Raw genomic sequence first — 24346 nt, forward strand, 5'->3', positions numbered from 1 at the left:
TTCACGATCGGCAGGTGTCCCGGGGCCTGTCCGGCGTGTCCCGCCTGGCCCGCGACGGCCGTCACGCACGCTCGCGGCGTTGCCGGAATCGTCCTCGTACGTCCAGTACGAGGACGCTCCTCCGCCTTACGACGCACCGCGTCCGACGCCGCGCGCCGATCCACCGGGGATCGCGGGACAGCCTTCAGGCGAGATGGCAGGCGACCTCGTGGCCCGGGTCCGTCGCGTCCGACGGGAGTCGCAGGTGTGGATCGGCCGTCGCACACCGCGCTTCGGCGACGGGGCAGCGGGTGCGGAACCGGCAGCCGGACGGCACGTCGGCCGGGTCGGGGGCCTCGCCGGTCAGAACCTGCGGTGTCCCGGCCTTGCGGGGGTCCCGGTCGGGAACCACCGACAGCAGGGCCCGGGTGTAAGGGTGACGCGGAGCGCGGACCACTGTCTGCGCCGCGCCCTGCTCGACGATGCGGCCCAGGTACATGACCGCGATGCGGTCCGCGAAGTGGGCTGCGGTGGAGAGGTCGTGAGTGATCATCAGGATTCCCATCCCGGGGTCGCGGCGCAGCGCGTCGAGGAGGGAGAGCACTCCGGCACGGACCGAGACGTCGAGCATGGACACGGGTTCGTCGGCGAGCAGCAGGTCAGGGCCGAGGACCAGTGCCGCGGCGATCGCCACGCGCTGACGCTGCCCGCCGGACAGCTCGTGCGGGTAGCGGTCGAGGAAGGCCCCCGCCGGCGCGAGGCCCGCCCGTTCCAGGGCCTCGGCGGCACGTCCGGCCCGGTCGCTCCGCGAACCGCCGATACCGTGGATGAGCATCGGTTCCACCAGCGTCTGGCTGACCCGGAACCGTGGATCCAGTGATTCGTAGGGATCCTGGTAGATCATCTGCATCCGTCTGCGCAGGGGGCGCAACCTCCGTTCGGACAGGCCGGCGATCTCGGTTCCCTCCAGCTGGATCGAGCCGGAGGAAGGCGGGACCATGCCGCTGATCGTCTGGATGGTCGTGGTCTTCCCGCAGCCGGACTCGCCGACCAGGGCGACCATCTCGCCGCGGGCCAGGCTGAGGCTGACTCCGTCGACTGCGTGCACCCAGCGCCTTGTCCGGCGTGCCAGTACGTGGGTCAGGCCGCGACGCACGGGGTAGCGTGCCGCCAGTCCGTCCACTTCCAGCAGTGATTCCGCCGCTGGCCCCGCCGTGTGTGGCGTACTCATTTCGCCCCCTGGAGTTCGTTGCGGTGACAGGCGGCACGGTGGTCCGGGCCGGTGGTACTCAGCGTTGGGCGCTCACTGTCGCACCGCTCCATCGGCACGTCGCACCGCGGCCGGAACGGGCAGCCGGCGATCACGGAGTCCAGCCGGGGCGGCCCCCCGGGGATCGTGGTGATCCGCTCCTCCCCGTAGAGGTCGGGTGTGGCGGCGAACAGCAGCCGGGTGTAGGGATGGCGGGCGGCATGGTAGAGATCGGCGACCGGCCCGTCCTCCACGATCTCGCCGCCGTACATGACGGCGGCCCGCTCACAGGTCTGGGCGACCACCGGCAGATCGTGCGTCACCAGAATCAGCGCGAGGCCCAGCTCGTCGCAGAGACGGGTCAGCAGTTCCAGGACCTGCGCCTGGACCATCACGTCCAGCGCGGTGGTCGGCTCGTCGGCGAGCAGGATCTTCGGCTCGCAGGCGAGGGCCATCGCGATCGCCGCGCGTTGGCGCATCCCGCCGGAGAACTCGTGCGGGTAGCGTTTCCCGGCCGCGGCGGGGATTCCGACCAGCTCCAGCAGTTCACCGGCGCGGCCGCGGGCCCGAGCCCGGTCCGCGACGCCGTGGTGGACCATCGGTTCGGCGATCTGCCAGGCGACGGTCTTCATCGGGTTGAAGGCGTTCATCGCGCCCTGGAACACCATGGCGATGTCCCGCCAGCGGAACGGGCGGACCGATTCCTCGCCGCCGCGCAGAATGTCGGTGCCGTTGATGCGGACCTCGCCCGCCACCGAGGCGGTCGGCGGCAACAGCCCCATCAGCGCCAGGATCGTCGTGGTCTTGCCGCACCCGGACTCGCCCACGAGGCCGAGCCGCTGCCCCGCGTCCAGGTCGAAGCTCACCCCGTTGACCGCGTGTACCCGGCCGCCGTGCTTCTGGTCGAACCAGACATGCAGGTCCCTGCACTCCAGAAGGCTCATATCGCGTCCTCGCCTCTTCCGATCAGCGGGCGCAGCCGCCAGCGGCGTACTGAGAGATGGGCAACCTTCAACCGGGGGTTGAGGGTGTCTTCGATGGCCTGGCCGAGCAGGAAGCAGCCGACGATCACCGCGGCGATCACGAATCCGTCCGGGACGATCGCCCACCAGGCTCCGGAGCTGATCGCGGTGCGCTGGAACGCGTTGTTCAGGATGGTTCCCCAGGTCGTCACGCCTGGGTCCTGCAGGCCCAGGAACGCCAGTGCTGTCTCCAGGTAGATCGCCACGGCCACGGTCAGCACGGTGTTGGCGACCAGGAGCGGTCCGACCTGCGGCAGGATGTGCCGTCCGATGATGCGGGCGTTGCCGGCGCCCAGTCCGCGCGTGCGTTTGATGTAGACACGCTCACGGATCGACATGACCTGGGCTCGGATGATGCGGGCGGTGGAGGTCCACTCGAGGATGCCGATCACCATGATCACGTGGAACAGACTCGCCCCCCACACTTCGGCGATCACCATGGCGAGCACCAGGTCGGGAATGACCAGCAGGTAGTCCGTGATCCGCATCAGCGAGGTATCGACCCAGCCGCCGAAGTAACCGGACAGGATCCCGAATCCTCCCCCGATCACCATGGAGATCAGGGTGGCGGCGAAGCCGACCAGCAGCGAGACACGCCCGCCCTGTATGAGTTCCGACAGCATGTCGATGCCACCGTCGTCACAACCGAGCCAGTGCTGCGCCGACGGCGGGGCGTAGACCGCGCAGGTCTGCGCTGTCGCGCTGTACGGCGATATGTAGGGCCCGATCACGGACAGAACGACGAAGAACACGATGACGGCAAGGCCCGCGACGGCGGCCTTGTGCTCACGCAACGCGGTGCGAAGGAAACCGCTCGGGTGTGGACCGACGGCCTCCGCGCCGGGTGACGCCTTGCTGATCTGCACACTCATCGCTGGATCCTCGGGTCGAGTCGGGCGTAGACCAGGTCGGCGAGGAAGTTCAGGAGGATCACCGAGACGGTCAGGATCAGGAATCCGCCTTGCAGCATGGGGTAGTCCCGCTGGCTGATTGCGGTGTACATGGCCAGGCCGATACCGGGCCAGCTGAAGAGCACCTCGATCAGCACGGCGCCGCCGACGATGTATCCGAGGTCCAGAGCGATCAGCGTGACCATCGGCAGCATCGCGTTGCGCGCCGCATGCCTCCAGACGATGCGCCGGGCCGGCAGGCCCTTGGCCCGCGCGGTCAGGACGTAGTCCTCTCCGAGGATCTCCAGCATCGACGAGCGTACGACCAGTGTGTAGCCGCCGTAGGCGGTGAGCATCAGCGTGACGACCGGCAGGATCGCGTGTGTACCGATGTCACCCAGGTGTTGCCAGAACGGCGCGGGCTCGAAGAGGAACTCGTTCATCATCCCGCCCGACGGAAGGACGCCGGCGAAAAGGATCAGGAGCACCAGACCGATCCACTGGCTGGGCAGCGCGTACGCGAAGATCGCCAGGTTCGTACTCAGGTGATCGGCTGCTGACGCGCGCCGCCAGGCAGAGACGACTCCCGCGAGGACGCCCGCGACGATCGCGGCGACGGTACCGGCCAGCACCAACGGCACCGTGTTCATCAGGTCCGCGACCAGCAGTTCGCGCACCGGCTGCCGATGGGCGAACGACATGCCCATGTCCCCGTGGCAGAGGTTGCGCAAATAGATCAGATACTGCTCCCATTTCGATTTGTCCAGCCCGAATTCCACGGTCAGCGCGTGCTTGAGCTGGGGGCTGGCGTGCGGCACCCGGGCCAAGTTCGTCACCGCGTCACCCGGCAGCACGCGAAAGAGGAAGAAGTTGGTCGTCACCGCCACGAAGATCGTGGTCAGCGCGAACGCCGCTCTCTTCAGCAGATGTTCCGTGCGGTTCACAGGCCTCCCCCTTCAGCCGGGGAGTGGGTGAGCCGACTCCGCATGTCGTGGCTCATCGCTCACCCGACCCGGTGGACGGTCTGGAACGGGATCTTCGAGGTTGCCGAGAACGAACTGCCCTCGATCATCGGCAGGTCGGTCCAGGACGCGGAGTGCGCCTCGATCGAATCCGGATAGTCCAGCACCAGGTACAAATGCTCCCGGGCGGCGGTCTGTTGCATTTGATGGACGATCCGCTGCCGGACCGCCGGGTTCATCGCCGTGGCCTGCTTCGCGTACAGCCCGTCCCAGGACTTGGTGCAGTACCCGGTGTCGTTGAGGCTGTACCGGGACCGGCAGGTCAGATAGGAGAGCATCCCGTCCGGGTCCGTCGTGAGCGAGAAGCCCCACATCGCGGCCTCGAAACTCTGGTACTTCTTGGCGAAGAGGGCCTCATTGGCAGCGGAGGCGTCCATGTGCTTCGGGACGAGCCGGACGCCGATCTTCTTGAAGCCGGCCTGAATGATCAGGAACGAGCGGGCCCCGTACCCGTTGGTGATGCTGGCGGGCATGATCACGGTGTACGACATCGGGTGGCCGTTCGCGATCCGGATCTTGTCGGGCCCCATGCGGTATCCGGCTTCGTCCAGGAGACGGTTCGCCGCGGCCGGGTCGTACGGGGTCGGCTTGATCGTCGGGTCGCTCCAGTGCCCGGTCGACGGCGGGATGATCGACGCCCCGGGCCGGCCGAAGCCGAGCAGTGCCGTCCTGACGATCGCGTTCCTGTCGATCGCTCGGTCGAATGCCTGCCTGACCAGCGGGTCGACCAGCTCACGGTGGTCGGCCGCCTGATTCGGGTTCGCGTTGAGGATGAAGTCGTCGAACGCCGCTCCGGGGGCTGACGCCACGACGAGGCCCGCCGATTTCAGCGCGGCCACCGAAGTCGGCGCCACCGACTGCACCCCGTCGAGACGGCCGTTCTTCAGTGCGGTGATCATCGCGTCGTCGGTGTCGAAGAACTGCAGACCGAGTCCGTCGATGTGCGGGGCGGGGCCGTAGTACCGCAGGTTGCGCTTCAGCAGTGCGATGCGGCCCTGGGCGTACTTGACCAGGGTGAACGGGCCGCCGGAAACGACCGGTGCCGGATTGGTGAAGGTGAGCAGGCCCTTGCCGTCGCCGGCCGCGAACCGCGCCCATATGTGCTCGGGCAGGATCTGTATGCCCGACATCTGGGCGAGGACGTTGGCGACCGGCCGGGAGTACTTCAGCACCAGGGTGTTGGGATCGGGTGCGGTGGCGCTCTCCATGTAGGCGACGTAGCCTGCCAGGCTGCCCGTGGGGCCTTCCTGGTGCTTGATAACCGTTTCGAAGGTCCAGGCCGCGTCCGCGGCTGTCAGTGGTTCGCCGTCGGACCATTTCGCGCCGGGCTCGGTGTGGAACGTCCAGGTCTTTCCGTCCGGCGACATCTGCCAGCTGTCGGCGAAGTCCGGCACGGTCTTCAGCGCGGGGTCGACCTGGACCAGGGACGGATAGATGTTCTCGAAGACCGCGTACGACGACGAGTTCACGGCGACGAACGGGTTCATCGAGTCGATCGGTTCGGTGCCGCCGAGCCGGAAGACGTTCGGGGTGGCCGAACTGTTGCAGGCGGCGCTGAAGCAGAGGGCCATCACGACGGCGACGGCAACGCCACTTCGCCGCAAGCGGCTCGGTCCACGTGACCGGGCAGGGCAAGGAGCGAGGGTGCGTCTGAATCTCATGGGGACATCACCTCGGGTACGGGTGGGAGTGGAGATCCTGTGGTCCTGCGGGGAGGGGGACGCGACCGCTGCGGTGTCGGTGCTCGGCGATCCGGTGACGCTCGTCGCGTCGGAGGGGTCGTCCGGTTCCGGTCTCAGGGGGTGAACGACCGGTACAGAGCGCACCCGGAGTGTGTGGCGCGGGTCGCGGTGCCGCCGATCACGGTGTCGAACCGCAGACGCTCCGGTGACCGTTCGTCCGCGCCGATCCGGAAGCTGCCGTCCGGCAGTTGGGTGAGCACCTGCTCGTCACCGTCGCCCATACAGGCCCACAGCCCGCCGTCGCGTGCGAGGACGCGCAGGCCGGGCAGCCAGGGGTTGTGACAGCGGTAGTGGCCGACGATCGGCTCCCACGCCGGAGGCGGGGGGTCGGCGCGAGGAGGCTCCTCGTCGTACGGCAGAACGGTGAGTTCGGGGACCGGCTCTCCCGCAGCTTCGGCGCGTACGGCGGCGAGAGCGTGCAGCGCTGCTTCCTGCCAGGGGCCGGGCCCGTTGGCAAGGACGACGGCTCCGATCCCCGCGTCGAGGTCGCAGGCGACCGCCGAGTAGTAGCCGATCATTCCACCGGAATGCCAGACATGACGGCGCCCGTCGATCTCGCCCGTCCTGATGCCCAGGCCGTAGGAGCAGCCGAGGTCGTCGTCGACGGCGATCGCGGGGAGGAACATCTCGTCCCGGCCGCGGTCCGACAGCAGGCGGCCGGTGCCCGTACCGAGCAGAAGTCTCAGCCAAGCCGTCATGTCCAGCGCGGTGGCGGCGATGCTGCCGTCCGCGGTGGCGGTTTCGAGCCAGGTCGCGGGTATCAGACCCTCGGTCGGGACCGGGGCACCGGCGCCGGAGCGCGGTTCGTAGCCCACCGCCAGCCGGGGCCGCACCTCGTCGGTGATCGCTGGTACCGAGGACGTCATGCCCAGCGGAGCCAGCAGGAACTCTCTCAGAATCTGGTGGTAGGGCCGCTCGTGGACGGCTTCCAGGACAAGGCCCAGCGCCTTGTAGCCGACGTTGGAGTAGTGGAACCAGGTCCCCGGTGGGGACGTCGCCTCAGTTTCGCGCAGCGACCAGACCTCGAACGCCGCTTCCCCCGAGAAGTCCGAGCCCTCGATGATCCCCGCGGTGTGCGTCATCAGGTGCCGTACGGTGGCGGGGGCGAAGCGCGAGCGCACCCGGAACCACGGCAGGTACCGGGCCACCGGCTGATCGAGGTCGATCAGCCCCGCGTCCTGGGCCTGCAGCAGCAGCGCACAGGTGAATCCTTTCGAGACCGAGCCGATCTCGAAGAGCGTGTCGGCGGTGACCGGCCGCCCGGCGGCGACGTCGGCGAGCCCGTGCGCGCTCGACGCCAGGACACCGGTGCGGTCGGTCACGGCCATCGACAGCCCGGCGGCGAACGGCGCTTCGCGCAATGCTCGCTCGGCACTCCCGACGGCCTTGAGGGGCGATGGTGCCGGTGGATGGGACATGGAGTTCATAGCGGGATCACCCTGTTCAGCGAGTACGAATCGGGTCCGATGGCGTTGCGGCTGTGTGTCGCCGTGTATGAGCGGCGCTGATGTCCGGAAGCAGCACCGGCTGCGGGGGCAGCAGGTGCAGTCCCTGCCACGGGGAAAGTCTGGACCGGTGGGTACGCGTCTTCGTTGGAGGCGATTTCAGAAGTTCCTTCGGAGCCTTGTGGAATCGGCCAAACGGCAGTGGCGCTGCCCGTGCCGGATGGAGGTGCTCGCCGGCGGCGGTGTGGTCAGCGGGCAGCCGGATCCCCCAGCGGCCCGGCCCGGCAACTTTCGGGCTGGGCCCAGTTGGCCGAGCAGGCCCCGGTCAGGACGTCGACAGAGTGCTCGCCACCGGCGAGGGATACAACCGGCCCGCCCACCACAACGTCGGCACCGAACCCCGCAGGACGGGCTGACGAGCGACGTCGAGGATCAGCACACTGAACGCATGCGATACGAGGAGAAAGGGAAGCTCACCGCCGCGAGAGTCTTCATCCCGGTGGCCATACTTGTCGCTTCACCGGTGCTGCGCATAGCCGGAGCACCGATCCGCCGCCGCTGCCTTCACTACGTCTACCGGGATGAGGCACCACTCATCCTGGAAATGAGCAAGGCCGCAGCAGTATCCACTGGTTCGTTGTCACCAGCCGCCTCCTCGATTGGCTCTGCCGGCCCACAGAGTCGCTCGCGCGACTTATCTCACGCCGAGGTTGAACGGCAGGCATGGATCTCCCGGACTTGCTGCGTCGTCGAACGCTCCGATCGTCGGCACACCCTCGTTGGTGAACGCCAGGGGATGTTCCGGCATGGGCCTTGGACCCTGATCCTGGACGGACGGACACTGGATCCGAGGATCTGAGAACGGCTGTCCCGTGTTCATGAAGCGCCAGGAAACCCGGCGATGAGCACGGGAGACGAACTCGCCGTGCTTCGGTCGTTTCTCCGCCGCCGCAGGTCAAGGATCACTTCGGTGCCGGCCCGCGTACATCCGTTCATAGATCTGTTCCACCACCGACTGTTTCCTGGAGTTGTACTCCATCGCGTAGCAGGCGCCGGGCGCGGCGGCTGCCTTCGCTTGCGCGTACAACTCGCGGTCGTCCGGGTGTGACCGCAGCCAGTCCCGAAACATCAGGTGCCGCGAGAGTTCGGGCGTGCCGGGTCCGAACACATGAAGATTCACGCGCGGTTGCGCAAGTCGGAGCATGCGATGCTCGTGCCACCACGGCTCGCGTACCGTGAGGTCGTAGCCGAGTGCGGTGAGTTGTGGAACGTATGTTTCCTCCCGGCGCGGGTCCCTGACGGTGAGGTCGATGTCGATGACGTCCTTGGCCGCGAGGCCCGGCACCGCGGTGGAACCCACGTGGGCGATTTCGAGGGCCCTGTCCCCCAGCGCCTCCGCGATCCGGGCCTCAAGGGCCGTATACCGGCCGGGCCATTCCTCGTCGTACGGAACCACCTCGATGTGCTCAACCGTCGGGGCGCCGTGTACCCAGGGGTTTCCTTCTTCCGCCTGCACCGGTTCCCGGTCGTCGTTCGCCATCTGATCGACCCTACTGGAGGGCACCGTGGCGGAGCACGCGGTGCGGTGCCAGGGATGCCGCCCCGGAGCCGGCCCAGGATTCGGGTGAAGGCCACATCCGCTCCCACCGGCGCCGGGGCACCCTGGTGGCACGGCCGGATCTGCGACACGGCGCCTGTCGGGTGCCCGCCACCACCGCACAGTGGACGAATCCGCCTGCTATGAGACCGCGTTGGACCCGAGGCGGGCGAGGCCGGTTTCCTTGCCATGGTCCACGCGGTTGCCGTCGGCACGCCGGCGTCCGGCCGTCCGGCGAGACGCGCGGGCTGCGCGCCGACGCCTCACCGGAGGTGATTGCCCGCAGCTCACCGTCCTCGGCCGCGTAGACCTCAGTAGACAGCTGTGAACGGCCTTGTTCTCGGCGGTGTCACGTACGTCGGTCGGCAGCATCGCGGTCTTCTTCGCGTTACGTCGGCGCGGGGTGTCGCCCGACACCCCGCGCCGACGGCGTTCCTACTCATCCACTGCTGTCGGAGGACTGCCGCAGGGCCGCTCGACAGCCCGGTTCCCCTCGGTCACCGGCCTTCTTCCGCTGTGCGCCCGGTATCCGGCGGGCTCCGCTCACCCGTTCCAAGGCCTGCGGGACGCGCCCCGAACCTTCCGGTGACATGGCTTGGTCGGCTCAGCCCATGACCGTGCCGGAGGAGGTGTTGGGACGGCGTTTGCGGGAGAAGGTTCCGAGGTTGATGTGATGGCCGGTGTACTCGCAGGCGTAGCGCAACGGCTGTCGGTCATGGTCGTGGCCCGCCTCCGTCCCGTGAACCAGGGTGGTGACGAAACGGCCGACGAGGGGGGCGTTCTTGAACTGGTTGCCGCTGGTGCCGATGGCGACGTAGAAGCCGTCGAGGTCGGTGCGGTCGTAGATGGGCGCCCAGTCGTCGGTGACGTCGTACACGCCGGCGACCCCGCTGGGCCTGTTGGGAACGCGCAGTCCGGGCAGCCGACGGGCGGCGCGGGTCACCTGGGTGCGAAAGCCTGTCACAGTGGCGCCGGGGGCGGCCCGGTCGGGGTCGTCGACCCATTCCAGCGGGTCGCAGTCCGGTTCCGTGCCGCCGACCAGGAGGAAGTCCCGCCCGGCGGGGCGCAGGTAGATGCCGAGGTCGAGGTCGGCGACGACCGGCCCCAGGTCGTCCGCCGGATGGTAGCCGGGTGGGGCGGCGACCTGGTGTACCTCCTGGCGCAGGGGGCGCACCCGCACGGTGAACTCGGCGCCGACCCCCGCGAGTCGGTTGAGCGCGCCGGACCAGGGGCCCGCGGCGTTGACCAGCACGGGGGCCGAGAGCCGTGAACCGTCGGCGAGCCGCACGCCGCAGACCCGGTCGCCCCGTTGCAGGACGGCGGTCACCTCGGTGTTGAAGCAGAAGGTCACGCCGCGTTCCCGCGCCGCCTCGGCCAGGTTGAGGGTCGCGAGATGCGGATCGTCGATGTAGCCGGCGTCGGGGGTATGGAGGGCCCCCAGGTGCGTGGTGGCATCGGCGAAGAACTCATCGTCGTCCACGGGCGTGGGTGGCCAGTAGCGGCCGGTGTCGAGAGCCGGCAGCCGCTCTGCGAGTTCCGCCGCGTCCCATTCCTGGTACGGGACGCCGGCCTGATCGAACAGCTGTGTGGCGCGACCCCGTGGCGCCTGAGGCGCGTCCAGGGCGACGAGGCCGGTGCGTACGAAGGAGGCAAGTCGACCCGAGCCGCTCTTTTCCAGGTGCTCCGGCCACTGCTCCCAACAGTGCCTGGACTCCCAGGCGGTCGCCACGCTGTCGAGGGCAGAGTAGTTGAAGCGGACGATCGCGCTGGAGGCACCGGTGGAGCCCACGCCGGCCCCATCAAGTTTGTCCACCACAGTGACACGCAGACCGGACTTGACCAGTTCGAGTGCCGCCGAGCAGCCGATCACACCGGCGCCGACCACGAGGACGTCTGCGGTATCGGACACTACGTCACCTCTTCTTCGTGCGATGGGCGCTGTACGGGGTGAGCGCCGGGGCCGGCTCGTTCATGGTGCGGCGGCATCGCCCTGGAGCCCCCTGCTCCGGGCCGCCGCAGGGAGTTCACCGGGGTGGGCGGGGTCGGGTGGTGGTAGCGGGAATCCGACGCCGGGAGGCGGCCCGGCTCGGTGGGTGGCCGGTGGCTTTGCGGTCCGGTCGGCTCTGCGGAAGACGATAGGAGTTGTGGGGCACCCCCGGCACCCCACAACTGTCGCGAGAGTACCCCTGTACGAGTCGACAAGTGTCGCCCCACCGCTGGACGCCCCGCGCACGGTGCCGCCGCGCCCGGCGGGGCCTTACCATGCAAGACATGGCCTCCGAACTGCAGCAATTGATCGATGCGCTCAGCGTTCGGCTGGGGCGGTCCGTGGCTATGGACGACGCACAGATCCGGCTGCTCGCCCACACCGCGCACACCGGCGACATCGACAACGCCCGCATCGAGTCGATCATGCGCCGCGGGGTATCGCCCACGTTGTCCGCCCATGTCACCCGGCACGGTGCCGCCCGCGCCGCCGATATCTTCACCGTCCCGCCGTGCCCGGAGATCGGCTTCGCGGTGGAGCGGACCGGCATGCCGGTCCGGTACAACGGGGCGCTGCAGGGGTACCTCTGGCTGATCGGCCCGGCCACCCCGAGGGACGCCGAGGCACTGCGGGAAACAGCCGGGCAGGCCGCCCTGATCCTGCACCGCGATCACCTGGCCGACGAGGTTTCCCGCAGTCACGAACGTGAACACGTCCGTGATCTGGTCGCCCCTGACCTCGCTGTACGGGAGGAGGCTGCCGCCGCGCTCGTCGAGGAGGGACTGGCCGTGGCCGGACCGGTCGTCGCCCTGGTGGCCACGGTGGCGCACAGGACCGGGGAACCGCTCGCCGAACAGCAACGGCTGGCCATGGCTCTCACCCTCGGCCACGCTCGGCGGAGACTGCCGCCCTCCCGCGCCCTCGTCCTGTCCCGGCCGGATCATGCCCTGCTGCTCACCATCTGGCCGGGTGGCCGGAGTGACGGCATCGAGCGCTCCGTCGGTGAATTGGCCGGTGTCCTGCACGAGAGACTGGTCGCCGAACTCGGCACCGGCCCAGGGACGTCGTGCTGGGTGGGTATCGGCGGGACACACCGCCGCCTGAACGAGGCCCATATCTCCTACCGGGAGGCCCGTCAGGCCAGCGAGGTAGCACGTGCTACCGGTGTCATGGGCCCGGTGGCCGCCTATCCGCGCCTGGGGGTCTACGCGCTGCTGGCCAAGCTCCCACCGGACGAGCTGGCCGAGAGTATCCATCCCGGCCTGTGCCGACTGCTGGAGCCCGGGTCCGGGCAGCAGGACCTGGTCGAGACCCTGCGCACCTACCTCGACCAGGGCGGCGACGCCCAGCGGGCCACCGCGCTGCTGCACATCCACCGCTCCACGCTCTACCAGCGGCTACGGCGCGTCAAAGAGCTGACCGGCCTGGACATGTCCCATGGAGATGATCGGCTCACCGCCCACCTCGGCCTGAAGATGGCGCAGTTGCACCGTCCTGTGTGACGCTCCGCTCGCCCTGGGCGCGCGGCCGGCCGACTCCGCACGAACGGTGCCCGGCCCCGGGGCACGCGGTACGCACGATGCCCTGCCGTGTCCAACGCCTCCGGTCCGCGCGGCCGTCAAGGCGGTGTCGGTCGCGCCCGGCCGCGGTCATCGTGGCCGGCTCGCCCGGCGTCGGGCTCTGGGGGACCGCGGCCGCCGTTCTCCTCGGCACCGCGGCGATGCTGTCCAGCGCGATGTCGGGGGCGCTGCGCGGGACAGGAGGGGGTGGCACGCGCGGTGATCGTCCGCTGCGCCGGCCGGGTTTCGCCAGGGTACTGGTCGTCCTGCTGGGCGTCGGCGGTGTACTCGGCGTCGCGGAGATCGCGGCGCCGGCGGTCGCCGCGCAGCCCGCCGTGCGACTCGGTCACTGGTTTGGACCCCACGGTGAGTCGCCGCGGTCCGCGGCACCGATGCCGGGGCATCGGTGCCGCGTCAGCTTCTCTCCAGTCCGCCGGCGGACCTGCGGAGAACGAGGTCCTGGCCGACGTCCCGTAACGGCGCGCAGAAGCCATGACACATACGCCCCGAGAACCGCCACAGAGTGATCCCGGAGCCTGGATGTGCGTGGTGATTCGACGCCCGATCCAGTCCCGCTGGGCCCGGACCCGATTTCCGAGAAAGGGACAGGGGGATTCATATGTCGATTGGCAGTCCGGGGGCCGGGGAAATCACGAACCCGGGCACCCACAGAACCGGTCGCAGCAATCCCCCGCTACACGGTTTATGCCATCTTGGTCACCGGAACATCGGCGGCCATGCGCGGTAGGCGAAGAGCCTTGGGTGCTGGCGGGTGATTTGAGCCCAGCACGGTTGGGCCCTCTTGAGCGCCCGGATTCGCCGGTCCTTCTTGCGGATCCAGCGCATCAGGTCACTGCCGGCCAAAGATGACCTCGCCGATTCGATTCCTACGACGTCGACCGGCTCGGCTGTGTGTCCGTCTCCTTGAGCTGATACAGCTCGGGCACGGAGACCTTGATCGGCTCCTGGGTGGTCCGGGCGATCACGACCACTGCGGGCTCATTGGGGTCGGGGTTCTCCTCGCGGTGCGGGACGAATGGGGGGACGAGGAAGAAATCACCCGGGTTGGCGGCGAGCCGTACCTCCTGTGTGCCATCGTGGTAGATGAACACGGGGTGACCGCTGACCACGTAGATACCAGCCTCCGAATCCCCGTGATGATGGTTGTCCGTCGAGCTCAGCGGCGGGTTCTCCACCAGGCCCATCCAGAGCTTCTTCGAGCCAACGGTGCCTCCGCTGATAGCCGCGTAGCCGTCCAGTTCGCCGGATGCCACGTGGTGGACCCGGTTGTTGATCGGCGCGCGGTCACCAGAGTCCGATGCGGGCCCGGCACCTTCATGAGTAGCCATTGTGAAGCCTTTCGAATCGAATTTCCTGACCTGGACCAGACTGCAACTCCCGTACTGAAGCAGGCAATCACTCTTGCTGTTCCGGCAAAGCGCATGCTTCCGGCACCTGGGAATCCGCTCACACCTCCATGGCACACACGCAGCATGCGACGGCACAGAACAATCCGATGGCGCCAGGATCTCGAAGGCGTGCGGGGTGAGGGCGGCGGGGTCGGTCCGGGACAGGACCGCAGTGACGAGCCGTTCGCAGGGGGCGCGGTCCAGGGGCAACCGGGCTCCGGAACACCCATGAGGTCGTACAGAACGGTGTGCCTGTTCGGTTCATCAGCCCTCACCCTGCAGGTTCCGCTGGGTCGCGGACGGCCAGTGGTCACCCGACAATCGAGTTCGGCGGTCCGGGGATGTCGAGAACGCGGCACCGGCCGGCACCGTCCCAGGGACATCAGTGGCCGCCACCGGCCGCACGAGGAAGAAGGAGAAACCAGCATGGCGATTCAGCGGATGGACAACGTCGGCATCGTCGTCGAGGACATGGATGCCGCCATCACGTTCTTCGTGGAACTCGGTATGGAGCTGGAAGGCAGAGCGGAGGTCGAGGGCCTCTTCGCCGACCAGTGCACCGGACTCGACGGCGTCCACTGTGACATCGCGATGGTCCGGACCCCGGACGGTCACAGTCGGCTCGAGCTGGCGAAATACCGCAGCCCCGCGGCGATCGGCGCCGGGCCACGCAACCAGCCGCACAACGTTCTGGGCACGCACCGCGTCATGTTCACCGTCGACGACATCCAGGACACCGTTGCCCGCCTGCGCCCTCATGGCGCCGAACTCGTCGGCGAGATCGCCCGGTTCGAGGACAGCTATCTGCTCTGCTACATCCGCGGCCCGGAGGGCATCATCGTCGGACTGGCCGAGCAACTGCGCTGAGAAGGAGAAACCGAACCACACAGCCGAACGAGATCATCGAGGTTCCGCAGCTCCATCGCGGTGGACGAGGACATGCGGAACTTCGGGACACGAGGCACCCACGGCGGCACAGGGGCACAGGGGCACAGGGGCACAGGGGCACAGGGGGCACAACAACACGCACTGCAGTCCTGTATCCGCCGTCGTTCTCGGTCCGGAAGCCGCTGCTCATCCATAGCCGGTCGCGCTGCAGGGACACGGACTTGCTGACCCCACCGTGTCGCACGACGACTTTGGGTCGATCACCGCCGTGGTGCTGCGGTCGACGACGAAGGCGGCCGACGCCCCCGCGCTGCTGGCCCGCAGCCTTACCCCGGAAGCGATGCGACCGGTCCGGTAGCGCGACAGCCACCGGACATTCGCCAGCAGCATCGCCTCCGGCGTCCCGTGACCCCGGGCTGGCAGGGAGGACAACATCGCCGACGGGCGCCCCTGCGGCCCGTACGGGCCCACCAGGAGACCCCGCCCGGCCGCACAGCGGCCAAGGAGGGGCACAGCGCCTCGGGGAACTGCCGCACGGTGGACCCCCGTCGGATGTTTCCGGCAGGGGCTCGAAGGGTGTCGGTTCAGCCGAGACGGAATTGCTGGTTGGGCTTGCCCTTGTCGGTCCACTGGACGAGCTTGGCGCCGTCCGCGGTGTCCTCGCCGACGACGGACAGAAGCTTGCCGCTGTGGCGTGCCTCCAGGGAGAAGTACCCCTCGTCCTTCTGAACGAGCTTCCACTCCTGGTTGGGCTTGCTCTTATTCGTCCACTGGACGACCGTCCCGCCGTCCTCGGTGTCCGAGGCGGTGACGGACAGGGCCTTGCCGCTGTGCACCGCGATGACGTGGTAATAACCGCCCGTCGTCGCGACCAGATTCCAGTGCTGATTGGTCTTGTTCTTGTCCGTCCACTGGACGACCTCAGCACCGTCCTCGGTCCCCGAAGCGGTGACGGACACCACCTTCCCGCTGTGACGGGCCACCAGCGCAGCAGTGAAAACAGCCATGACTACTCCTCATTCGACGGTCAACCGACCACCGAAGTAACCATCACCTCCCCGCCTGTCATCGGACAACCGAGCCATATGACCAGAACACGGCGTCCGACGGCTCAGAAGAATCGTCAAGCCCTCGAACAACCCGCTCTCCCCGACCCCCGGACCATGGAACGCCCGTCTGCCGGCACAGCACCACCCTGCGTCCCACAGCCCCATACAACGCTGACACCTGTTTCCCAAGTAGGAGGAGAGATGTCAGCGCGGCCGCCCCTCTGACCTACAGCGCCCGACCAGCACGGACACCGGTACCCCGGAGAACCATGGGCAGGTACGGGTCATGACACTTGGACGGCAAAGCTGCCTGCCTGACCAGCAAGCCGCCCTCGGCGAGGGACAGCGTCGGCGGGTGGATCGCCAACAGCAGCCGGAACGTTGCTCTGCGCAACAAGACCGTGGACCCGGGCCCTCCCGGTGCTCGGGCCACCAAGGCGTAGGCCTGCCTGACGAATCCTCCGGGGCCGGACCCAGGCGGACTGGTCGAACCTTGTCCCGTACTGGCAACTCGGGATGAACATCAAAGGGGTGAGCATGCACCGCTACGAGATCCTGGTCAGGAAGGCGGTGGACGCGCTGCCCAAGGACGCTGCCGTGCACTACGTGGTGACTCCCTCCTACCGGAACTCCTCCAGCACGATCCCGCAGGGCGTCAGCATGAACGCCACGGTTCAACTGCCCAACGGTGCGTCATGGCCCGTCTTCAATGAGACGAGCCCCCTGAACACCCCCCTACGACCATGGGCCAAATCTTGGGAACTGAGACCGGTACCACGTGGCGGTCGCATGACCCGCACCACCCCGCCGAGCCCGGCCGACATCGCGACGGTCTTCCCGCGGCTCGCGCCGCCGGCCCACCCACCGGGCACCGGCCGTACTGCCGACGACCTTCCCGCAGGACGTCCACCTGCTGCGTACGTTGCGGGCGACTGCCCACAGTCGGCCGCGAGGCGCTCGCTCCTGCACTCCGCAAGAACGCGCCGTGGTGGACCGGATCAACGCCGCCCGTCCTTGTCCGGAGGGGCCGATCGCCATGCTTGCGATCACCCAGGGGGGAACATGCCCAGGACCCAGCTGTTCTGGCGATCCGCCACTGCTGCCGGCGATGTCCTCACCACGCCTCCACAGCCCGCCGAGATCCAGTACGAGGACTATCTACCGCGCGCAAGTCCGGGCCTGGAGCGTCCGGCAGAAGACCGGCGCGCAGCCAGGCAGCGCCTACGACGGGGCGGAGGACACGTACTACGACTGTGAGTTGGTCGAGGTGGGCTTGTACTCGTCCAGCACGGAGGCTCGGTTGAACTGGTACTGACCGATGAAGAGGTCTTGTGGTCTGGTGGCATCGGCAAGGCTTTTGACGGTGCGGTGCGTCATGCGGAGCCGGCGGCCGATGGAACGGCGGCTGTGGCCACCGTGGCCGTGGCCGCCCCGCTGCGGGCCGCTGGTCGCGGGCCGAAGCGTCCGCGTGTCAGGGCACGGTGATGACGATCTTGCCGCGCGCGTGGCCGGTAGCGCTGACGTCATGAGCTGTGGCGGCCTCCTTCAGCGGGAACACGGCGTGCAGCGGGACGGTGAGGCGGCCGTGGTCGGCGAGGTCGGCCGCCAGCGGTAGTCCTGCCCAGCCCGGCGACTCTCCGGCTTCGGAGCGGGAGAACCGCACTCCGTGCCGGCCGGCGTCGAAGTCCGCGATGGTCACCACATGGTGCGGGTCGCCGACGATGGCCACCAGTTCGGCAAGAGAGCCCTTACCCGCCGCGTCCAGAACCACATCGACACCGAGCGGAGCCAGTGGGGCAAGGCGATCGGCCAGCCCCGCCCCGTAGGTGACCGGTACGACACCGAGCCGGTCGAGGAAGCCGTGGTTGCCTTCGCTCGCGGTGCCGATCACGGTGAGGCCGCGGGCCTGGGCGAGTTGCGCAGCTATGGTGCCGACGCCTCCGGCGGCACCATCGATCAACAAGGTCATGCCTTCGGCGGCTTCCAGTGCGTCCAGTACACGTGTGGCTGTGTCGATATTGCCCGCGGCGCCACCCGCTTCTTCGAAAGACCATGACCGAGGCTTGGACGCCCACGCCTCCAGCACGGCGTACTGGGCCGCGGCGCCTCCCTGATCCACGAAGGGGACGAGGCCGAAGACCGCATCTCCCACGGCGGTGCCGGTCACCCCCTCTCCCACCTCGTCGACGATTCCCGCGGCATCCATGCCGGGGATGTGGGGGAAGTCCATGGTGACGATGTCCCGCAGCATCCCCGAGCGCAAGTACCAGTCAGCAGGGGTGACGCCGGTGGCACGCACCGCGATACGGACCTGACCCCGCCCGGCGTGCGGCTCTTCGACCTCCTCGACACAAAGGGTCTCCGAACCGCCATAGCGGTGGTACTGCACAGCAAACATGGGCAACCTCCGTACACATGGCACGTCGTTCAGCAGGAGAACTCGCAGCCACTCACCTCTGCGGCGGCGAGCCGACCGCGGGGCACCGCGGCACCAGATCACGCTAACCCGCTAAACGGTCGACCCCTTCCGTTTGTGACTAAGTGGGAGACATGCCTGCCCAACTGTCTCGGAACCCGCCCCCCTCCGCCTCCGGCACCCCCGCCCCGGGGCAGAGAGCCGACGCCCGGCACAACCGCGCCCGGCTCCTCCAGGCCGCCCGTGAGGCGTACGCCCTCAACGGCACCGACGTATCTTCCAGCGCAATCGCCCGCAGAGCGGGCGTGGGTGCCGCCACCCTCTACCGGCACTTCCCGACACGCGGCGCGCTGATCGCCGCCGCGTTCTCCGAACAACTCAGCCAGTGCGTCGCAGCCCTCGACGAGGCCCTTCAGGACGACGATCCCTGGCACGGACTTCGCGACGTCCTTACCAAGGTGTGCACGATGCAGGCCCAGGACCGCGGGTTCAGCGCCGCGTTCCTCTCCCAATTTCCCGACGTGCCCGACGTCCATCGCGAGCGTGCCCGCGCCGAGGCATCCCTCGCCCAGCTGGTACAGCGTGCGAAGGACACCGGACAGCTGCGCAAGGACTTCGACCCCAGCGACATCACCCTCCTGCTCCTGGCCAACAACGGCGTCGTGCGAGAGTCCCCGGCGGCCTCCATGGCCGCATCCCGCCGCCTGCTCGCCTACTTCCTCCAGTCCTGCCTGCCGACGGACGGCACACCCCTGCCCCAGCCCGCGCCACTCCGCCTTGACGACCTCTACAAGCCACCTCATCGAACGGGGTGACCACCGGCGTCCACCCGGGGGCACGCGCCCCTGACGTGAATGTTTCTCAGACCCCACCACCGCACCGCCGTCATTTCTGCCCGACATTTCGCAGCCTCATGATCGCCAACCGCCTCCGAAGACCGTCGCCAAACGCTGTATCTAGAAGCCAACGAAGCCAAACGGCCCATCCAAGGAAACATGAAGAACCCGTCGCCATCGACGGCCAGAAGCACGTGGTGAAGCTCGGTGCATTCATCAGAAACACCAAAAACCGCCACGACCGGCTCACCCAGGAGCAGTGTGAGGTGCTCGCGGAGTTCGGGGTGGAGTGGGCGCAACACCGGATCACGACCCTTCGCTGAACCGGCAGATCATCAGTTCTGCCACTGCCCCTGGAAGGGGTCTTCCAGCGTTGCCGCGCCGGCCGGCCGTTGGACGGTGCGGTACGTCATGCCGAGCTGTCGTTGGATCGCACGCCGGCTGTGGCCGACGGCCAGAAACGCGCAGACGGTGACGCCACCCTAACGGGGTACTGCCCGACAGATCACGGGATAGTACATTAGGGATGGCAACGAAGAAGACAAGTGACTGAACTTCAGGACCTATGTCCGAGCACCCAACGCGGTTTGCCCAGTACCAGTAGCAGAATCGCGAAGAGGGACCGGTACGGCCGCTTCTGTTTCCCACCCCAAGGAAATGACCGGCTGCGGGAAAACGTAGCTGGATGACGATCGACGTCATGTCAGCCACGGCCCGGCGAGCGGTCCGCCAGACGCACTTCTTCCGCTCCCCGGTTGCGCGGCCGACTTCAGGTCCGCCGGCATCCCTCAACGCGCCTGCCCCAGCTCGACTTTCATCCGCTTGGGCCGACGAGTCGGCGCGCCACCCCCTCGTGCACCAACCGAGCCAAAGTGTCATGGCACGCACCGCCACTGCCACCACTCCACCTCACAACAGGAGTTGACCCATGAGTGGATGCGGCTGCGGGCAGTCCCCCATCGCCATCGGCGGCTGTCAGCCCTCCAAGCCGGCCTGTCCCCCCGTTACTTGTCCCGGCTCCAAGCCGTGCGAGCACTGCGAGACGATCCCACTGCGCGACTCCGCGCCGTACCGGGTCGCAGCGACCGCGAGCAGCACCGACCCGACGCCGTACTACACCATCGCCAACACCCATGCCGCACTGGACCCTGTCGTCGCCCAGACCATCCTGAACAGCGGCACGGGCACGTTCCCGGCCGACGACGGGACGCACAACGGCCAGCACACCTGGCTCGCCGGCGTCGTGCACATCGACCCCACGTCACTGCGGGGCAACCCCACCAGCGTCACGATCAGCGCCTCGGTCCATGTCCACAACGACGGCAGGAACACGGCCTGCCGGCTCTACGGCCGCTTCGCCCTGTGGAACGGCACGACCCCGATCCGCACCGATCTCCTGGGCCCACCCGATCTGCCGGCGGGTGGTGACGACAACGGCGTCATCGCACCGACCGTCGTGTCCCTCGCGGACGTTCTCGCGGGGAAGATCGTCATCGAGCTCAACCTGGAAACAGGCAACGACGACACCTGCCGAGTCGGCCCCAAGCAGTGGACCGTCGACAGCTTCGTCCTCATCGTCCAGGCGTCCGCCCCGGGCTGCGGCAGGCCGTTCCTCCGTACGACCTGCCGCAACTGCGACGGCACGGTCACCTGCACGACCGACACCCTCGACGGCTCGACTCCCTACGCCGCGGTCCCGCCGGTCATCCCGGTCGCCTCCTGCCGGGATGGATGCGCCACCGCCCGCCCTCCGTGCATCTCCACCGACCGGGGCAACGCCATCACCCGGGGCAGCGACGGGTGTCTGTACGCGCCCGACACACCGGCTCTGGACCCGTCCCCGTGCAATGCCGCACGGAACACGACCGGTGGACTGCTCGTGCCGCGGATCGGCCTGACGGGTATCGCTCCTGGCAGCAACAGCAGCATCGAACGGTCGGTGGACATCGACGTCACCGGCACGCCCGGCTGCCCCGAAAGGTGGGAGATCGGCGCCCGCCTCACGCCGGTGAGCGCGTTCCTCAACGCCGAGCGGCAGCACGCCAACCTCCTGGCCCGGACCGGTACCGACGTGCCGATCCCCGAGTCCGACATCGTGCTCCCGGAAGCCGGGGTGTACCACATCGACAGCGATGTACGGTACGCGCTCGGTTCCGCCACCGGCGGCAGCGGCTACATCATCGGCTGGCTCAGGGACGAGACCACGGACACCCTCCTGACGAGCTTCACCCAGATCGCGGCGATCAACGCAGCGATGCAGGAGCAGCAAGGCGGAACCACACACATCATGACCGAGTACACGGTCGCCTCCGGCCCCCGGACGGTCCGCCTGCACCTGATGTTCGTCCTCACCGGCGGCAAGATCTCCAACGCCGAGGCCGGCGGCACCGACAGCAATGGCGCAACCCGGATGCGCTTCCTCAAGGTCAGGGATTAGCAGGACGTCGCTTCGCGGCCCGGCGATCGGGGCGGCCGGCACCGCCCACCCCCGATCAGGGTCGCGACCTCGCTGATCAGATCCGCACCCGGACCCGGACCGGATGGACACCCGGATTCGCCGAGACGACCTCGCGCGCTGGTCGCTCCCGGGCCACGTCCATGCAAGTGCCCAGTTGGCGGAGTGCGGCATGGTGCGACGGAGTGCGCGCACCCCTCCGTCCTGAGTGCGCGCACTCCGTCAAGCGGCGAGGCCCTGGCCACCGGGCTCGGCAAGGCGTCGGCCAGGGTTCAGTTCTTGACCGGCCACTCCAGCGGTGCGCTGGAGAAGCCCTGGCTCAGTTGGACCGCGGCGGCCTTCTGGCCCTCGGGAATGAGGAAGGCGGTGCAGATCTTCTCGGACTGTCCCGCGCTCAGCTTCTTCAGGGTGTCGGGCTCCGGGCAGTTCGGCCACTTGGCATCACCCATGAAGACGATGAGGGCCTTGGTGCGCTCGCCCTTGTCCGTCTTGACGACCAGGTCGTTGTCCATGTCGCCGACTTCCATGGCCTTGCCGCTCTTGTGGGTGAGGGTGGACCACACGTACACGGGAATCTTGGGGGCCTTGTCCTTGGCCTTGTCCAGCCCGGAGTTGTCCATGTCGGCCGTCGTTCCGGTCTGCACCTTCGTGGGCGTCACCGTGAACTTGCTGTCCTTCGACTCCTTCATGGTGCTTTCCTGCGGCGGGCTCGCCTCGCCCAGGCGGTAGGTCTTGCCGTCCGAGGAGGAGGAACCGGCGGAGCCGGAGCCGCGCCGGCCCTTCCCTGAATCCGAGTCGTTGCAACCGGCCAGCACCGCAACCAGCGCCAAGGCGCCCACCGCCGCCGGTACAGCACGAGTCCACATGCGCATATCTCTTCGCTCTCCCCGTTTGAAGTGTTCTGGTTGAGCCGGGCCGGGCGGCGTTGCCCCCACAGCCGACTCACAGCTCAGGCGCGCACGATACCGCCAGAGCGCAACCGTCCGCTCGCCGGGGGTCCGGCACCGCCCTTCCCGCCGGGGCAGAACCGCCGAGCTCGGTCATCAGCGCGGCGCCGGTCCGGATCTCGCACCGCGTGGATGGGTTCAGCGCTTCGCGGTCCCTCTCAACCGAGGTGAGCGGTCTGTCCGTGCCGTACGCGGCGGCCGGCTGCCCGGCGCCGGCGGCGTACTGCCACCAGAAGCGGGCCCCGTCACCGGTCTCGGTCAACTGCAGGACACAGGCCAGAACCAGCGCGCTGCGCGGCTCGGCACCTGGTCGGTGACGAAGGCCGCCACGGCTGCGGCGGGGGTGTGGCCGACGAGCGTCTCGCACAGCGCACGCAGGTCCGCGGCCGCCGCCGTTCGGGGCCGTACGTCCCCGTGGCCCGCAGCATCGGGACGAGGTGCGCATGGCTCCGCCTCTCCGCTCGGAACGACGTCGCGCGGCTCAGCACGCCAGCTCCGCCGGCGGAACCCGAAAGAAGCGGCGTCGGCCCGAGCCTCTAGCAGGTCGTCCGCGAGATGCGGCTACTCCTCGCAGTCCGGACCGGCGTCTGCCCCACCTGCCACCGCAACGTACCCATGGCGACACCAACCTGACCAAGCACTACTCGGTAGCAGTGAGGCCGGCCAGCCGACTTCTGCTAGGGCGTGTGTCGCAAGTCCCGCCTGGCTCGCGACGCCCGGCACGCACGCTCGCCGCGCTGTCCGCGTTGTCCGCGTTGTCCGCGTTGTCGGAGTGTTCTCGTACGTCCAGTACGAGGACACTCCTCCGCCTTGCGATCGCACGCACCGGACGCCGTGAGCCCCGCCCTTCGGGCGGACGGCGCTACTTTCGGCACACGCCCTAGTCGTCATTGAGGTAGTCCTGCAGCATGTGTGAGCGTGAGGGGTGGCGCAGCTTGCTCATCGTCTTGGCCTCGACCTGGCGTATGCGTTCGCGTGTCACGCCGTAGACCTTGCCGATCTCCTCCAGAGTCCTGGGGCTGCCTCCCAAGAGCCCGTACCGCAGGGAGATGATGCCGGCTTCGCGCGGGGTCATCTCCGCCAGGATGGTCTGGATGGCTTGCCGGAGCAGGCCGAAGGCGACCACGTCCCAGGCGGAGGGCGAGTCGCTGTCCATGATGAGGTCGCCGAACTCGGTGTTCCCGTCGTCGGACAGAGTCGTCTCCAACGAGACGGGTTCCTTGTTGTAGGCGTTGAGTTCGGCCAGCCGTTCCACCGGGACGTCCGCCTTCTCGGCCAGTTCCTCCGGGGCGGGCTCGTCGCCGGATTTGCTGATCAGCTCACGGCGGATCCGTGCCACGCGGTTGATGATCTCCACTGTGTGCACCGGTATGCGGATGGTGCGGCTCTGGTCGGCCAGGGCCCGGGTGACCGCCTGTTTGATCCACCAGGTCGCATACGTGGAGAACTTGAAGCCCTTGGCGTAGTCGAACTTCTCCACGGCTCTGATCAGCCCGGTGTTGCCTTCCTGGATCAGGTCCAGGAACTGCAGTCCGCGCCCGGTGTAGCGCTTGGTGACGGCGACCACCAGGCGGAGGTTGGCCTCGGTGAAATGGTTCTTCGCGCGGCGGCCGTCCTCAGCGAGGAGGGCCAGTTCCCGGCGCACGTGCGTGTCCGGGCCCGGTCCTTCGGCGAGGAGATGTTCGGCATACAGACCGGCTTCGATGCGCTTGCTCAGTTCCACCTCCTGCTCGGCGGTCAGCAGTGGGACCTTGGCGATGAGCCGCAGGTAGTCCCTGACCTGATCGACCGTACTGTCTCCCGAGGGGAGCCTGGGGGCGGGGGCGTCGGTCTCGTCGTACTCCGGGAGCAGGA

19 protein-coding genes and 1 pseudogene are annotated in these 24346 nt (G+C 68.2%); 7 read left to right on the forward strand and 13 right to left on the reverse strand.

Going from position 1 to position 24346, the window contains the following annotated elements; genetic code table 11:
* Positions 1-184: 184 nt before the first annotated feature.
* The 5 genes from OHA98_RS21150 to OHA98_RS21170 are packed head-to-tail and all read right to left on the reverse strand — an operon-like array spanning position 185 to position 5766.
* Positions 185-1210, reverse strand: coding sequence for an ABC transporter ATP-binding protein (locus OHA98_RS21150; RefSeq protein WP_266928205.1), 1026 nt, complete (start codon positions 1208-1210; stop codon positions 185-187).
* Entirely contained in the window at positions 1207-2172 is a 966-nt protein-coding gene (locus OHA98_RS21155; RefSeq protein WP_266928207.1) for an ABC transporter ATP-binding protein, read from the reverse strand. The genes OHA98_RS21150 and OHA98_RS21155 overlap by 4 nt, the downstream gene beginning before the upstream one ends.
* Positions 2169-3122: an ABC transporter permease gene (locus tag OHA98_RS21160; RefSeq protein ID WP_266928209.1), complete on the reverse strand. Its 954-nt coding sequence runs from the start codon at positions 3120-3122 to the stop codon at positions 2169-2171. Before OHA98_RS21160 ends, OHA98_RS21155 begins: the two co-directional genes overlap by 4 nt.
* A complete protein-coding gene (locus OHA98_RS21165) occupies positions 3119-4084 on the reverse strand; it encodes an ABC transporter permease (RefSeq protein ID WP_266928211.1) in 966 nt (321 codons plus the stop codon). The genes OHA98_RS21160 and OHA98_RS21165 overlap by 4 nt, the downstream gene beginning before the upstream one ends.
* Positions 4085-4143: 59 nt before the next feature.
* Positions 4144-5766 carry an ABC transporter substrate-binding protein gene (locus OHA98_RS21170; RefSeq protein ID WP_266928212.1) on the reverse strand — a complete coding sequence of 541 codons (1623 nt, stop codon included), beginning with the start codon at positions 5764-5766 and terminating at the stop codon, positions 4144-4146.
* A 40-nt stretch (positions 5767-5806) separates the two neighbouring features.
* On the opposite strand from OHA98_RS21170, the gene OHA98_RS21175 reads away from it, so the two are divergent.
* Entirely contained in the window at positions 5807-5968 is a 162-nt protein-coding gene (locus OHA98_RS21175; RefSeq protein WP_266928214.1) for a hypothetical protein, read from the forward strand.
* Here the strand turns inward: OHA98_RS21175 and OHA98_RS21180 are convergent.
* Complete coding sequence (locus tag OHA98_RS21180; RefSeq protein WP_266928216.1) at positions 5958-7331, reverse strand: serine hydrolase; 1374 nt, start codon at positions 7329-7331, stop codon at positions 5958-5960. The two genes, OHA98_RS21175 and OHA98_RS21180, sit on opposite strands and share 11 nt — an antisense overlap.
* Positions 7332-7797: 466 nt before the next feature.
* Here OHA98_RS21180 and OHA98_RS21185 point away from each other — a divergent pair, with 466 nt between their 5' ends.
* Positions 7798-8208, forward strand: coding sequence for a hypothetical protein (locus OHA98_RS21185; protein WP_266928218.1), 411 nt, complete (start codon positions 7798-7800; stop codon positions 8206-8208).
* 96 nt (positions 8209-8304) lie between these two features.
* Here the strand turns inward: OHA98_RS21185 and OHA98_RS21190 are convergent, their stop codons facing one another.
* Together OHA98_RS21190 and OHA98_RS21195 are read right to left on the reverse strand one after the other, a co-directional pair.
* Entirely contained in the window at positions 8305-8889 is a 585-nt protein-coding gene (locus tag OHA98_RS21190) for a GrpB family protein (RefSeq protein WP_266928219.1), read from the reverse strand.
* A 661-nt stretch (positions 8890-9550) separates the two neighbouring features.
* Positions 9551-10855, reverse strand: coding sequence for an FAD-binding oxidoreductase (locus tag OHA98_RS21195; protein ID WP_266928221.1), 1305 nt, complete (start codon positions 10853-10855; stop codon positions 9551-9553).
* Between the two features lie 362 nt (positions 10856-11217).
* Here OHA98_RS21195 and OHA98_RS21200 point away from each other — a divergent pair, with 362 nt between their 5' ends.
* Positions 11218-12435: a CdaR family transcriptional regulator gene (locus OHA98_RS21200; protein ID WP_266928223.1), complete on the forward strand. Its 1218-nt coding sequence runs from the start codon at positions 11218-11220 to the stop codon at positions 12433-12435.
* 944 nt (positions 12436-13379) lie between these two features.
* On the opposite strand, the gene OHA98_RS21205 is transcribed toward OHA98_RS21200, so the two are convergent.
* Entirely contained in the window at positions 13380-13841 is a 462-nt protein-coding gene (locus tag OHA98_RS21205) for a cupin domain-containing protein (protein WP_266928225.1), read from the reverse strand.
* 486 nt (positions 13842-14327) lie between these two features.
* On the opposite strand from OHA98_RS21205, the gene OHA98_RS21210 reads away from it, so the two are divergent.
* Both OHA98_RS21210 and OHA98_RS21215 read left to right on the forward strand, forming a co-directional pair.
* Entirely contained in the window at positions 14328-14768 is a 441-nt protein-coding gene (locus tag OHA98_RS21210) for a VOC family protein (RefSeq protein ID WP_266928227.1), read from the forward strand.
* Positions 14769-15024: 256 nt separating this feature from the next.
* Entirely contained in the window at positions 15025-15147 is a 123-nt protein-coding gene (locus OHA98_RS21215) for a hypothetical protein (protein WP_266928229.1), read from the forward strand.
* A gap of 226 nt (positions 15148-15373) precedes the next feature.
* On the opposite strand, the gene OHA98_RS21220 is transcribed toward OHA98_RS21215, so the two are convergent.
* Positions 15374-15796, reverse strand: a complete 423-nt coding sequence (locus OHA98_RS21220) for an RICIN domain-containing protein (RefSeq protein ID WP_266928231.1) — start codon at positions 15794-15796, stop codon at positions 15374-15376.
* 1513 nt (positions 15797-17309) lie between these two features.
* Positions 17310-18236 (reverse strand): NADP-dependent oxidoreductase, encoded by a 927-nt coding sequence (locus OHA98_RS21225; RefSeq protein WP_266928233.1) that lies wholly within the window; start codon positions 18234-18236, stop codon positions 17310-17312.
* Positions 18237-18388: 152 nt separating this feature from the next.
* On the opposite strand from OHA98_RS21225, the gene OHA98_RS21230 reads away from it, so the two are divergent.
* Both OHA98_RS21230 and OHA98_RS21235 read left to right on the forward strand, forming a co-directional pair.
* Positions 18389-19069 carry a TetR/AcrR family transcriptional regulator gene (locus tag OHA98_RS21230; RefSeq protein ID WP_266928235.1) on the forward strand — a complete coding sequence of 227 codons (681 nt, stop codon included), beginning with the start codon at positions 18389-18391 and terminating at the stop codon, positions 19067-19069.
* A 949-nt stretch (positions 19070-20018) separates the two neighbouring features.
* Positions 20019-21527, forward strand: a complete 1509-nt coding sequence (locus tag OHA98_RS21235) for a hypothetical protein (protein WP_266928237.1) — start codon at positions 20019-20021, stop codon at positions 21525-21527.
* 290 nt (positions 21528-21817) lie between these two features.
* Here OHA98_RS21235 and OHA98_RS21240 read toward each other — a convergent pair whose 3' ends face one another.
* Positions 21818-22411 (reverse strand): hypothetical protein, encoded by a 594-nt coding sequence (locus tag OHA98_RS21240; protein WP_266928238.1) that lies wholly within the window; start codon positions 22409-22411, stop codon positions 21818-21820.
* 961 nt (positions 22412-23372) lie between these two features.
* Positions 23373-24344 (reverse strand): annotated as a pseudogene (locus OHA98_RS21245) (RNA polymerase sigma factor); the annotation flags it as partial.
* Positions 24345-24346 lie beyond the last annotated feature (2 nt).

The organism is Streptomyces sp. NBC_00654 (genome assembly GCF_026341775.1).
GTDB lineage: Bacteria > Actinomycetota > Actinomycetes > Streptomycetales > Streptomycetaceae > Streptomyces.